This is a genomic window from Spirosoma horti (assembly GCF_054776595.1).
Map to the genome: position 1 here is coordinate 583,899 of NZ_BAAHBQ010000006.1, position 13,259 is coordinate 597,157.

General features: G+C 50.2%; 10 protein-coding genes. 7 read left to right on the forward strand and 3 right to left on the reverse strand.

Annotated elements, in window-relative coordinates; genetic code table 11:
• The first annotated feature begins 140 nt into the window (after positions 1-140).
• The 4 genes from ACYVAM_RS21135 to ACYVAM_RS21150 all read left to right on the forward strand — a co-directional run bounded on the left by ACYVAM_RS21135 (position 141) and on the right by ACYVAM_RS21150 (position 4,421).
• Positions 141-1,016 carry a carbon-nitrogen hydrolase gene (locus tag ACYVAM_RS21135; protein ID WP_461070685.1) on the forward strand — a complete coding sequence of 292 codons (876 nt, stop codon included), beginning with the start codon at positions 141-143 and terminating at the stop codon, positions 1,014-1,016.
• Positions 1,017-1,128: 112 nt separating this feature from the next.
• Entirely contained in the window at positions 1,129-2,757 is a 1,629-nt protein-coding gene (locus tag ACYVAM_RS21140; RefSeq protein ID WP_461070687.1) for a hypothetical protein, read from the forward strand.
• Positions 2,758-2,826: 69 nt separating this feature from the next.
• The gene (locus tag ACYVAM_RS21145) at positions 2,827-3,783 is read left to right on the forward strand and encodes an ROK family protein (protein ID WP_461070689.1); all 957 of its coding nucleotides are present in this window, start codon (positions 2,827-2,829) and stop codon (positions 3,781-3,783) included.
• 80 nt (positions 3,784-3,863) lie between these two features.
• Complete coding sequence (locus tag ACYVAM_RS21150; protein ID WP_461070691.1) at positions 3,864-4,421, forward strand: D-sedoheptulose-7-phosphate isomerase; 558 nt, start codon at positions 3,864-3,866, stop codon at positions 4,419-4,421.
• 90 nt (positions 4,422-4,511) lie between these two features.
• Here ACYVAM_RS21150 and ACYVAM_RS21155 read toward each other — a convergent pair whose 3' ends face one another.
• From ACYVAM_RS21155 to ACYVAM_RS21165, 3 genes are all read right to left on the reverse strand, one after another.
• The gene (locus ACYVAM_RS21155; protein WP_461070693.1) at positions 4,512-5,237 is read right to left on the reverse strand and encodes a sulfite oxidase-like oxidoreductase; all 726 of its coding nucleotides are present in this window, start codon (positions 5,235-5,237) and stop codon (positions 4,512-4,514) included.
• Positions 5,238-5,281: 44 nt separating this feature from the next.
• Positions 5,282-6,355, reverse strand: coding sequence for a prephenate dehydratase (pheA, locus tag ACYVAM_RS21160; protein ID WP_461070695.1), 1,074 nt, complete (start codon positions 6,353-6,355; stop codon positions 5,282-5,284).
• 109 nt (positions 6,356-6,464) lie between these two features.
• Positions 6,465-8,363 carry a DNA topoisomerase IV subunit B gene (locus tag ACYVAM_RS21165; RefSeq protein ID WP_461070697.1) on the reverse strand — a complete coding sequence of 633 codons (1,899 nt, stop codon included), beginning with the start codon at positions 8,361-8,363 and terminating at the stop codon, positions 6,465-6,467.
• A gap of 248 nt (positions 8,364-8,611) precedes the next feature.
• On the opposite strand from ACYVAM_RS21165, the gene ACYVAM_RS21170 reads away from it, so the two are divergent.
• The 3 genes from ACYVAM_RS21170 to ACYVAM_RS21180 are packed head-to-tail and all read left to right on the forward strand — an operon-like array spanning position 8,612 to position 13,242.
• On the forward strand, positions 8,612-11,227 hold the full coding sequence (locus ACYVAM_RS21170) for a polysaccharide biosynthesis/export family protein (RefSeq protein WP_461070699.1): 2,616 nt from the start codon (positions 8,612-8,614) through the stop codon (positions 11,225-11,227).
• A 17-nt stretch (positions 11,228-11,244) separates the two neighbouring features.
• Positions 11,245-12,360, forward strand: coding sequence for a hypothetical protein (locus ACYVAM_RS21175; RefSeq protein ID WP_461070701.1), 1,116 nt, complete (start codon positions 11,245-11,247; stop codon positions 12,358-12,360).
• A gap of 42 nt (positions 12,361-12,402) precedes the next feature.
• Positions 12,403-13,242, forward strand: coding sequence for an ABC transporter permease (locus ACYVAM_RS21180; RefSeq protein WP_461070703.1), 840 nt, complete (start codon positions 12,403-12,405; stop codon positions 13,240-13,242).
• Positions 13,243-13,259: the final 17 nt, after the last annotated feature.

The following is a 13,259-nucleotide window of genomic DNA, read 5'->3' on the forward strand; positions in this document are numbered from 1 at the left end:
AGGAGGTTTAGTACTGCAAACTACGAACCCTACAGCACAAACGTTAGCCCGCGCCCGCAAAAACTTTCTCCTCGAACCCGTCCAATAACCTTTTTGTTAAAAGTTGGGGCCATCCGTGAAGAACCCCCTACTTTTGTACCATGTCCAAGAACGTTAATATCGGTTTAGTGCAGATGAGTTGCTCGGCAGATGTCGAGACCAATGTTCAAAAAGCCATCAGCGGCATTCGCGAAGCGGCTCAGAAAGGTGCCCAAATCGTTTGCTTACAGGAGTTGTTTACGTCGCTGTATTTCTGCGACGTAGAAGACCACCATAATTTTGGCCTGGCCGAGGCTATACCCGGCCCCACAACCGACCGGCTGGCGCAGTTGGCGGGTGAGTTAGGCGTCGTTATTGTCGCGTCTCTGTTCGAGAAACGGGCCCAGGGCTTATACCACAACACAACAGCCGTTCTGGATGCCGACGGCACCTACCTGGGTAAGTACCGGAAGATGCACATCCCGGATGATCCCGGTTATTACGAGAAATTTTACTTCACGCCCGGCGATCTGGGGTATAAAGTATTCGATACAAAGTTTGCCCGGATTGGCGTTCTGATCTGCTGGGACCAGTGGTATCCTGAAGCCGCCCGCATTACGGCACTGATGGGTGCCGAGATCCTCTTCTACCCCACCGCTATTGGCTGGGATACCAACGAGCCCGATCCGGCGCAAAATACCGAACAATATAACGCCTGGCAGACCATTCAGCGAAGTCATGCCATTGCAAACGGCGTGCACGTGGTGGCCGTGAACCGCGTTGGCCGTGAGGCCGATCAGCAGTTCTGGGGCGGATCGTTCGTGTCCAATCCCTTTGGCTCATTGCTTTACCTGGCTCCCCATGATCAGGAACTGGTTCATGTTCAACCGGTTGACCTGGCTCTTTCCGAAAAATACCGCACCACCTGGCCTTACTTCCGCGACCGCCGGATTGACTCGTATCAACCCATTACGAAGCGGTACATCGATCAGGAATAACTTGAGGCAGGACAGATAGATCACGACGGGGCAACTTCGGTTGCCCTTGTCTTACTGGTACGGTGTAACGCAGCGACCGACCATCACAATCCCAACCATCTTGAAGCCATTTATGAAATTACTTGCCCTGGGTTTAGTGGTCAGTTTAGCGGGTACAGGCTACTGGTACTGGCAATCGAACGAGTCCGAACCAGTAGAAGCCGTTCGCTTACAAGGCCCGTTGCCAACGCAAACAGCCCTGGCTCCCACCCCCCGATCCCGCTTTACGCCGACGCCCAGCACGCGCAAAGGATTTTATAACCTCGACATCGTCAGCGACTTTACGTTGCCGGCTACCAAAACAATTACCTTTTGCGGTGCCGGTCGAAACCTGCACGTTCAACAGGATCGGTCAAAGCTTTTCCGGCGCGGCTTCTCCGCCGTCGACCAGACCCGAATGGTACCCGGCGTTGAGTTATGGAAGGATGGCTTTCCGGCAAAAGGCTGGAAAAGCGCCCTTCAACTCAGCCAGCGCGCCTGGATCGTTTACCGGGGTTATTTCAGGGACGCCTTCGGGTTATCGTGGGCCGAGAACAGCGAGAAAGCAAGCGAAACTCTTTACCGACCAGCGCCCGCAGCGCCCGGTGCCCGACCAGCGCCCCTAAACCGAAATACCTTATTCCAGGCATCTACTGAGCTTGGCGGAGCCTGCCTGGGCTTTGGTGACTGTCCGCCCGGTGGTATGAAAAATACCTACGGCTTCATTTTTCTGGATATTGAAAATGACAATACCAGTGTGGGCAATCGGCAGGAGCAGGCCAATTTGTATACCTACATGATCAAAACGATCAAGGAAAACGTCAGCCCACAAACGCAGGTGGGTTCCATTGCACCGGTCTTACACAACAGCGTGGGGTATTCGAGGGCCGAAGATTATAGAGCCACGCCCGAATGGCTCTGGACGATGCCGGCCCGCCACACGAACAACAGCCGTCAGCGCGGAATGCCCGATGATATCGTGGGTAAATCGTTTGGGGATTATGCTGATTTTCAGATGCCGGGTACTTATTATGTATACCCTGATTTTGACTATTCGATTCGGCATACCGGCGACGGCGACCGCCATTGGCTGGCCGCTCTTCTGGGCGAACAGGAGGTCAACATGAAGTTGTCTCCCAAAAAACGGATTGCCTGGCAATGGCTCTTCAATACGCAGAGTGAGCTACCTAACAGCGGTAAAGCGGAACATGCGGCTCCGCCCGCCGTAGCCGAAGGCATGGGAATTTTTTACTGGTTTACAGGGGCTTATGGTGCTTTATTCTGGGATGATCATACGGATCTGGTACCTGATCAGCCCTCACCGAGCGATCCAAATCAGAAAGGGCTTGGCAACGATCGAAATTATACCTGTTATGAACATTATGTTCATGGCCTATGGCGCCTTTTCAAACACCACAGCGATTTGTTCAATGGGCGCGAAACGTACCTTAATGAAGCAACCGAATGCTCCTACGATGGTGGCCAGACCTGGTATAAATACAATGCCAATCAACTCAAGACCCACGATGTACCTTTTGTGCGGGCCATCGTGAATGGTAATCAGATCCTGATAGCCGCCAGCAAAGCCTATGCGCAAGCGAACCAAACTAACAAGGTCATGATGCGCTATATTCAGAATGGCTATTCGTTTTACACGACTATCACTCTAAAAGGCGATGAGATTTACCTCGGCCGGGCCACCATGAACCGGAGCAGTAAGTAATCGTTGACCAAGTCCTAGTAGTCACTTCCTAAATTTCCCTTTAACCAGTCAAAAATCACCCACCTTTCTATGAATCTCGGTATTGAAATTGGCGGAACAAAATTGCAGATCGTAACCGGTGACAGCAATGGGAAGATTGCCCAGCGGTTCCGTTACGCCGTTGACCCGGAGCAGGGTGCCGACGGCATCCGGGCACAAATTGCCCTGACCATTCGCCAGCTGACCGAACTACCCCAGGCGATTGGCGTTGGCTTCGGTGGTCCGGTCGATTGGCAAACCGGCCGGATTGCGACCTCCCACCAAATTGGCGGCTGGGCAAATGTTGATCTGGCGGGCTGGCTTACCGAACTCTTACCAGACGCCCAAATCCAGGTCGAGAATGATGCGAATGTGGCCGCTCTTGGCGAGGCCCGAAGTGGCGTAGCCACGGGTTTTAACCGCGTGTTTTATGTCACGCTCGGTAGTGGTGTTGGGGGTGGCATGGTGATCGACAAAACGGTATACCACGGAGCCATGCCGGGCGAAGCCGAGATTGGCCATTTATGGCTCGTGCCCCCCAGCGAAAGTGCCGATGGAAACCCATTACCCGGGCAAACCATTGAGCAGACGGTGTCGGGGTGGGCAGTAGATCAGCAAATACGAGACCTCATTCCGCAACTACCCGATGATTCTGCGTTGAAGATTGCCGTTCAGCAGGCACACGCGTCGGGCTCTGTGGGCAAAGAAGCCCGTTTCTTACATCCGGCTTACGAAGCAAGTGATCCCGTTGCCCGCATGCTGATCGAACAGATCGGTTCCGTCCTGGCACTGGGCCTTTCCCACGTGACGCATTTGTTTCACCCGGATGCCATTGTGCTGGGCGGAGGCTTGTCGCTCATCGGTGAGCCGCTTCGAGCGGCTGTCCGGCAAACGCTACCACGTTTTGTTATGAAATCATTTCAACCACCTCCAGTTGTGCTATTGGCTAAATTGGGCGAAGATGCCGTACCGGTGGGTGCGCTGATGTTAGCGAATAGCTACAAATGATAAATTAAGAATAGGCTCACAAGTAAAGTCTTTATGTTTTATTCTTCATTCAGGACCCTTCATTCTTAATTTCTAAAACCATGAATCAGATCTATTTCAAACAGTATATCGACCGGCAAAAACAGGCTTACGACGCCATCCCAACCGAAAAGGTGGAGCATATCATTAATCTTATCAAAAAATGCTGGGAAGAGGATCGGCAGCTTTTCGCCTTTGGCAATGGAGGCAGTGCGTCGAATGTGTCGCACTTTATTACTGACCTCGGTAAAAGTGCATCGGACCGGATGGGACGCCGTTTCCGATGCCTGTCGCTGAACGAGAATGTATCCTGGATTACGGCCCTCGGCAACGACTACGCTTACGAAGATGTCTACCTTCGGCAGCTTCAGAATTATGCCCGCCCCGGCGATCTGGTGCTGACACTGAGCGTAAGCGGTAGTTCGCCCAATGTAGTCAAGGCCGTTCAATGGGCAAATGACAATGATCTGACAACCATTGCGCTTGTTGGGGGAAAAGGCGGACGATTAGCCGACCTTGCTCACGAATCCATCGTTATTCAGGATGAACATTATGGGCGCGTAGAAGACGCCCAAATGACCATCTGCCACATGTTGTGTTATGGGTTTATCGAATCATAACGTTGTAGAGACGCATACTTGCGTCTCCTTTGCGTCAGCCGTTACCAAACCATCCGGCAATAGGAGACGCAAGTATGCGTCTCTACAACGTTAACTATATCGGTCATTCCGCCAGGGATAGGCGGTGTTTGAATAGCCCCGCTCTTCCCAGAAGCCGAGTTGATTTTTGTCGAGGAACTCGATGCGCTTGATCCATTTGGACCCTTTCCAGGCGTATAACTGGGGCGTAATCATGCGAAGCGGCCCACCATGCTCCTGGGTCAATGGTTTTCCATCAGCGGTATGCACCAGCAGTACGTCGGGCTTGAGAGCTTCCTCCAGCGAAACGTTCGTCGAATAGCCATCGTAGCCATAGCACATGACGTGCGTAGCCGTGCCTTTTGGATCGACCAGCGCGGCTAAATCCATAAACCGGACCCCTACCCAGGGAACATTCAGGCGCGACCAAGTCGTCACACAGTGAAAATCGCTGACATCCTCAACCTGTGGCAGCGCCATTAAATCATCCCATTTGAGCCGGACAGGGTGATTTACTTCCCCGTCGATATTGAGTTGCCATTTATCGAGGGGTATACCCGGCTGGTACCCCAGATCGAGCACGGGCCATTTCGTCGTAACAGTTTGTCCAACAGGAATGGTAGGCATGCCATGCCGATTAAGCGGACCAGAGCCCCGTGGTTTTTCTGGACCATCCATACGGTCGGCCACGGAGGGCGTCTGGGCCATCTTATCCTCAAACCGACGTTTGAGTTTCATCCGGGCTTCGACAATTCGGTCGAGCTTTTCGGGGTTCTCAGATGATGTGTTGGCTTCCATTTGTGTAGCATTTTTTTATACAACCGATAAAAAACTAACCCTGTTTAACTTACCCGCACATAGCTACCCAGCAATTTCACTTCGGCGGAGTGGTGATTCAGAATTTCATGCAAATCCGGATCACTGGCGTGTCCTTCACATTCGAGTAAAAACCAGTACCGGAACGTAGCGCCATCCCGCAGTGGTCGGCTTTCAATTTTAGTCAGGTTGATGCTTCGGGCGTTGAACTCCTGCAGAAAATCAGCCAGCACACCCGGCGACTGCGTGTTGGGCAGCCGGGCAATCAACGTCGTTTTATCGTGACCGCTGGGCTGATTCACAAAATCTTTGGCCAGAATTAGAAACCGCGTCCGGTTAAGGTCACTATCTTCAATATTATCGAACAACACCGGCACATCGAACAGCTTAGCCGCAATATGCGAGCAGATAGCCGCCGTATTTGGCTGTTGCGTGGCCAGTTTGGCGGCTTTAGAGGTCGATTCTACCGGCACCAGTTCGGCCTTTAAATCATCAAAGTAGTCATTCAGGAAACGGCTGCACTGACGAAAAGCAATATCTTTAGAATAGATGTGCGTAATGTCCGCTAGATTCTCCGCTTTGGTCGCGAAGGTGAAATGCACCGGAATTTGAACTTCGGCCGCAATCCGCAGGTCTTTCTCAAGCAGCAGATCGATGGCTTCCTCGACAACGCCTTCCTGGTTGTTTTCGATGGGCACCACGCCAAACCGAACGCGCCCTGTTTCGACACTTTCAAATACCGAGCGTATCGTTGGCAGGGCCATATACGCGCTCATCGCTCCAAAACGGCTTTCGGCCGCCTGGTGGGTAAAGCTGCCTTCCGGACCCAGGTAGGCTACCCGTTCTGGGAGTTCGAGGTTACGGGATACGGCAAAGATTTCCAGGAAAATAGCTTCGATGGCCGGTCGGTTCAGAAGCCCATTATTTTGTTCATCCAACCGATCTAAAATCTGTTTTTCCCGTTCGGGCCGGTAGATAACCGTATTTGTTGACCGTTTAAGCTCGCCTACTTTACGGACCAGTTCCATACGCTTATTCAGCAGCGTCAGGAGTTGATCGTCGAGGGCGTCAATGTCATTACGGAGGGACTCTAAAGTCATAAAAAAAAGCGTAAGTCGTAGGTATTGCCTTGGTAAATAGTTGTTCACTACCTCCAATTGACAAACTTACGACTTACGCCTTATGACTGCTACGCTTAATCGTTAAAACTTATACTAAAGCGACTTCATCGACGTCTTTTTCAATACGCAGGTTGTCGATGATAAAGCGCTGGCGGTCGGGCGTGTTTTTGCCCATATAGTAACTCAGCAACTTGGGAACGGAGGTTTCCTTTTCCATAATGACGGGTTCGAGACGCATGTTTTCGCCAATGAACAAGCCGAATTCATCCGGTGAAATCTCGCCAAGTCCTTTAAACCGGGTTATTTCTACCTTTTTCCCGCCTTTGGTCAGCTTATCGATACCGGCCTGTTTTTCTTCTTCCGAATAGCAGTAGGTTGTTTCCTTATGATTCTTCGGATTCCGCACCCGGAACAATGGCGTTTCGAGAATGTATAAATGCCCGTTCCGTACCAAATCGGGGAAAAACTGAAGAAAGAACGTCAGCATCAGCAAGCGAATGTGCATTCCGTCAACGTCGGCGTCGGTTGCAATCACAATACGATTGTAGCGCAATCCTTCCAGTCCTTCTTCAATATCCAGCGCGTGCTGAAGCAGGTTGAATTCTTCATTTTCATAAACCACTTTTTTGGTCAGACCAAAGCAGTTGAGTGGTTTACCGCGTAGGCTAAACACGGCCTGAGACTGCACATTACGCGATTTTGTGATCGATCCGCTGGCCGAGTCCCCTTCGGTGATAAACAGGGTTGACTGATAGCGATCTTCGGCTTTCAGATCGGGCAGGTGGTTGCGGCAGTCGCGTAGTTTTTTATTATGCAGACTTGCCTTTTTGGCACGATCATTGGCTAACTTTTTGATACCGGCGAGTTCTTTGCGTTCCCGCTCCGACTGTTCGATTCGCTTTTTGAGCGCTTCCCGAACGGCCGGGTTCATATGCAGGAAATCGTCCAGGCGTTCTTTGACGAAATCTTTAACGAATGAACTGACCGATTGCGCATTTTGCTCAGGCGACATGTTCTGTGAGCCTAGCTTTGTTTTCGTCTGCGATTCGAACACGGGCTCCTGAACCCGGATACTGATGGCCGCAATGATGGATGAACGAATATCCGATACCTCGTAATTCTTATCGAAGTGACGCCGGACCGTTTCGACAACCGCTTCTTTGAGTGCGTTGAGGTGAGTTCCGCCCTGGGTGGTATACTGCCCATTGACGAATGAATAATACTCCTCGCCATACTGGTTGCCGTGGGTCATGGCAATTTCCAGATCGTTTCCTTTCAGGTGGATGATCGGGTAGCGGAGAGATTCTTCGTCTTTTTTAGTCTTATCGCGCAACAGATCAAGCAATCCATTCTGCGAGATATACTTCTGTTTGTTAAACGAAATCGTAAGGCCTGCATTTAGATAGCAATAATTCCAGACCATGTTTTCCAGAAACTGGGGAATGAAATGAAAATGCTTAAATACAGTATCATCCGGCTCAAAGCAGATGAGCGTTCCGTTGCGCTCGTTCGTCACATCTTCGCCCTGCTGTTTGAGTTCACCCCGCTCAAATTCGGCCCAGACCGTACGTCCATCCCGAAATGCCTGAACCCGGAAATAGGTCGACAGGGCATTGACCGCTTTGGTACCTACCCCGTTAAGGCCGACCGACTTTTGGAAGGCCCCCGAGTCGTACTTACCACCGGTGTTGATTTTAGAGACGACCTCAACTACTTTACCAAGGGGAATACCCCGGCCATAGTCACGCACCTCTACCCGATGGTCTGTGACGCGCACATCAATGACTTTACCAAAGCCCATTACGTGCTCATCAATGCAATTGTCGATGGTTTCTTTTATGAGAACATAGATCCCGTCGTCGGCCGCCGATCCATCGCCGAGTTTACCGATATACATACCGGGTCTCAGACGAATGTGTTCACGCCAATCCAGTGAGCGGATACTATCTTCATTGTACTGAACAGACTGATTGAGCAATTCTGCCATATGAACTAATTAACTAAAAGACGAAAAGGGGCTGTAAGGCGTAGGAGCCTTTATAAGCAAACATTGGAAAAATTATACCCTGTCTCACGGAAGGATAAAAATTAACCACACACTATGAAACTGTTTATAATCCAACAAAAGTTCGCTTACTTTGCCGACTGAACTGCACTATGTACTACTTGAGCTGATTATTCGTTAGATAATGGCTTTATCTTTATCGTAGCCGAGCCGTTCGACATCTTAAAAATATGCAAAATCTAAGAATTTTCCACGTCTTATCGCCAAAATTTTTTCTTTTTGTTGTCGCTTTTGCTCAACGGCGGTTTAGTGGTCGTATAGCCATTCTGTTACTATCAGCAATTGGGATAACGGCGCAGGCACAAGTAGCACTTCCGTCGGGAGCGGGCACAACAGCATCGCCCGGTTTAGCTCGTCCTGGTGCACAATCCGGCCTGCCAGCAGGTACAGCCCTGCCACAGGGCGTTAATGCAAATAACCTGCCAGCCAATGTTCAGCAACAGATAAAAGGACGTTCGGGTCAGGCTCAACCTGCCGTTAAAGGCCGTACATCGCCAACGTCACAATCACGCACAGATAGAAAGCAGGCCACTAATCCGACCAATGCCAATGGCCAGCAGGTTTCGCCAACGGACACAACGGACCAGGGGCCACAAACCGACGAAGAGCTCGTTCAGGCAGGAGCTGAACGCGCTCGACGTCGTGAACAAGAAGAAAATCGCCGGAAAACGTTTGGGTATTCGCTCTTCAACGATCCGGCCATGGAAAAATCGTTTGAACCTAATTTAAACATTGCAACGCCCCGTAATTACGTCGTTGGCCCTGGCGATCAGCTCAATATCCAAATGTATGGGTATTCGGAAGCCGACTTTACTCAGGCCGTTTCGCCCGATGGCAATGTCTACTTTGCACAGGCCACCGGTATTGGGCCGGTTTTTGTATCAGGCCTGACCGTTGAGCAAACGAAAGCGCGGATTATATCCCGGCTGTCAAAGCGGTTTGTCGGTTTACGCAACTCGTCCTATGGCCCACAAAATACGTTTCTCGAAGTCTCACTCGGCGGAACGATACGCAGTATACGCGTAACGGTTACCGGCGATGCGGTGCGGCCCGGCACGTATACGCTCTCGTCGTTATCGACCGTGATGAATGCCATTTATCAGGCAGGCGGCCCGAACGACATCGGCTCCTACCGCAAGGTCCAGCTCATCCGAAACAATAAAATAGCTGCTACCCTCGACCTGTATGATTACCTGTTGAATGGTATTCAACGCAACGACCTTCGTTTGCAGGACAACGACAACATCCGTTTCACGACCTTTCTTGAAAAAGTAGAAATTGCAGGTACCGTAAAACGGGCCAATATTTTTGAAATGATTCCTGGGGAGACGCTGGAGCGTCTGCTTTTTTACGCGGGTGATTTTGCGGCTCAGGCCTACAAAAACCGGTTGAAGGTAACCCGGCTTACCGACCGTGAGGTGAAAGTGATCGACGTGACGACGCCAGAATTCAAAACCTTCGTCATGCAGGATGGTGATCTTGTCAACGTTGAGCGGCTACTTGATCGTTTCGAAAACCAGGTTACGATTGAAGGCGCTGTTTACCGAACGGGCCAGTATTCACTCGACAATAACCGTACACTCAAACAACTCATCAATACAGCTGAGGGTCTCAAAGGCGATGCGTTTACAGGACGTATTACAATCGTTCGGACGCGGGAAGATCTGGCTATTGAAAACCTGTCGATTAACCTGGCCAATGTACTGGCTGGTACCGATCCCGACATTCCTTTGCAACGCGAAGACCAGGTCATTATTCCCTCGCGCTTCGATCTGGTGCAGCAGGCAACGGTTTCGATACTTGGTGAAGTAAATTTGCCCGACCCAGGCATGCCTTACATGGCCAATATGACACTGAACGATATCCTGCTGCGGGCAGGTGGCCTCAAAGAATCGGCAGCCGCTTCGATGGTGGAAGTGATCCGTCGGAAAAAGGATGCCGATCCCCGTTCGCCATCGGCTCAGATTGCCGAAACCTTCCGCTTCAATGTGAATCGGGACCTGTCGATCAATACCGATGCCAACAGAGATTTTATTCTGGAGCCCTTCGATCAAATCATTGTGCGCCGGTCGCCAAACTACGCGGTTCAAACGTATGCGTTCGTGGCGGGTGAAGTAATCATTCCCGGATCGTATCCCATTCGGAGCAAGGATCAGAAAATTTCCGATCTCGTTGTGCAGGCAGGTGGCCTGACACCACAGGCCTATGTGGAAGGAGCAACACTTATTCGCCCCGTTAAACTTAGCAACGAGGAGTTGAAAAGAAGACAGAAGGCGATTGAAGAAGTGGCCGACAATGCGAGCAAAACGGTCGTAGAGACAGAAGTTATTTCGCCCAACACCTCCGAAGCGATTGGCATCAACCTGAAGAAAATTCTGGCCAAGCCCGGCTCCTCAGAAGATATTCTGCTTCAGGAAGGCGATACGCTGCGCATTCCTAAATTACTCGAAACGGTACGGATACAGGGTGAAGTACAATTACCCAACACGGTTAAGTTCAGAACCGGACAGACCTTTCAAGACTATATTTCACAGACTGGAGGGTTCACCTCTAAATCGCAGCGCAAGCGGGCCTTCGTTATTTACGCCAATGGTTCCGTTGACCGGACCCGTAAGTTTATGTTCTTTAATGTATATCCGCGCGTTGAGCCAGGCTCTGAAATAGTTATTCCAAAACGGACAGCTGTTCCGCTGACGGCTCAACAAATATTAGGATCGACCGTTGGCATCGCCGGTTCCTTGTTGACGCTTGTCACTACGCTTCTCCTGATCACCCGAGTTCAATAAACAGGCATTTCCCGTGTATGGCTTCTACAAACGAAAACGATACAATTAATACGAATCAACTGGCAGCCTCCCGACCGCTGCCTCCTGACCAGATTTCTCCAAAATCTGTTGTATTGCGTATTGCTCAACTAAAGTATGTATTTCAGCGCAACTGGAAATTACTGCTCATCCTGGTCACCATCGGCGGGGTTATTGGATTCATCTATGACCTGGCTCATAAGACCCGAATCACCTATACGGGTACCATTATGTTTAACCTGGGCGGTGGGTCATCAGGCGGTGGCTTTGGCGAACTCGGGCAGTTGGCAGGCGCTTTTGGTTTAAGTTCGGGAGCACCGGATGCCAATATCTTTGTGGGTGATAACTTTCTGATCTACGCCAAATCCCGGCCAGTCGTTGAGAAAACCCTCATGCAGACTGATACCATCAATGGCAAAGACACGCTGCTGGTCAATTACTACATACGGCACAGTGGCATACGAGATAAGGAGTGGGAAGATAATGACTCACTTCGTGCCTTTTATTTCAAGCGGGCCAAACTCCCGAGCGAATACACGAAACTGGAGCAGCTTGCCATGTCGGATATTTATACCCGCATCGGCACAGAAATGGCCGTTAAACAGCCGGAACGGAAATCGTCCTTTATGGAACTGAGCTGTTTTATGGAGGATGAACGGCTGGCTGCTACCTTTCTGACCAATCACCTGAAAACGATTGAGGCTGATTACCAGAGAAAACAGACGAAAAAAACCCGTGAGATGTACGATCTTCTTACCTCGCGAGCCGACTCCCTTGCCAAACGCATCTCAGGAACGGAGACATCGCTGGCGGAGTATATGGATCAGAATCAGCAGGTTATTGTAGCTCAGGCTCGAATCCGGGAAAGTAAACTGACACGTAACTCCAGCTTCCTGACAACGCTTTATTACCAGGCGCTTACCCAGGCCGACAACATGCGCTTATCGCTTATTCGGGAAACACCGCTATTCACCATTATCAAGCCCGTTTATTACCCATTGTATCGGGAGATTATTAAGACAGCCGGTATGCAAATCGGCATTGTTCTAGGGCTTATTTTGTCGCTTATCGTTATTTTTCTTCGGGAGACTTATCGCTCCGTTATGAAAGATTAACCGTGTTCATATTATTTCCCGCTATTCTCATTACCAACAATTTTGAAAACCCACGAAGTTATTATTCAACCTGGTCGCTCTGAGCGGCATTACTGGCGCGATCTGTGGAGAAACCGCGAGCTGATGCTTATCCTATCGATGCGGGATGTATCTGTACGATACAAGCAAACTGCCCTGGGAACAGCCTGGGGGCTTATTCGTCCGCTGATTACCATGATGATTATGGTGCTTGTGTTCAGCAAAATTGCGAAGCTTCCCGCCGATCCGGGTATTCCCTATCCACTGATGGTTCTGGGTGGCATTACGGTCTGGACATTTTTCGCAACCGCTTTTACCCAGATCAGCAACAGCGTAACCATGAATTCCAACCTGGTTACCAAGGTGTATTTCCCCCGGCTTATCATGCCCATCAGCTCGGTAGCCGTTAGTTTTATCGATTTTCTGGTGTCTTTGGGTTTGTTTATTGTACTGGCCATATGGTACAAATTCGTACCCGACTGGCACCTGCTTCTGCTGCCCGCGTTCATTGCGCTGGCCCTACTGGCTTCGTTCGCATTCGGACTTTTCTTTGCTGCCGTTAACGTGAAATTCAGAGATATTGGCCAGCTTATTCCGTTTATTGTTCAGGTCGGCTTTTACATTTGTCCAATTGCCTACAGCAGCCGCCTTGTCGAAGGGAAATCGGACGAATTCTGGTATCCATTTTATTGGATGAACCCTATGGTCGGTATAATTGATGGCTTTCGCTGGTCTTTACTGGGCGAAAAAGCGTATTTTAACCCCCAAAGTCTGCTCTTATCGGTTGGCATAGTGGGCGTCTGCTTATTTTTGTCGCTTTACTTTTTTCGTAAACGCGAAAATACTTTTGTTGATGATATTTAACGTATTACGGTTTACTG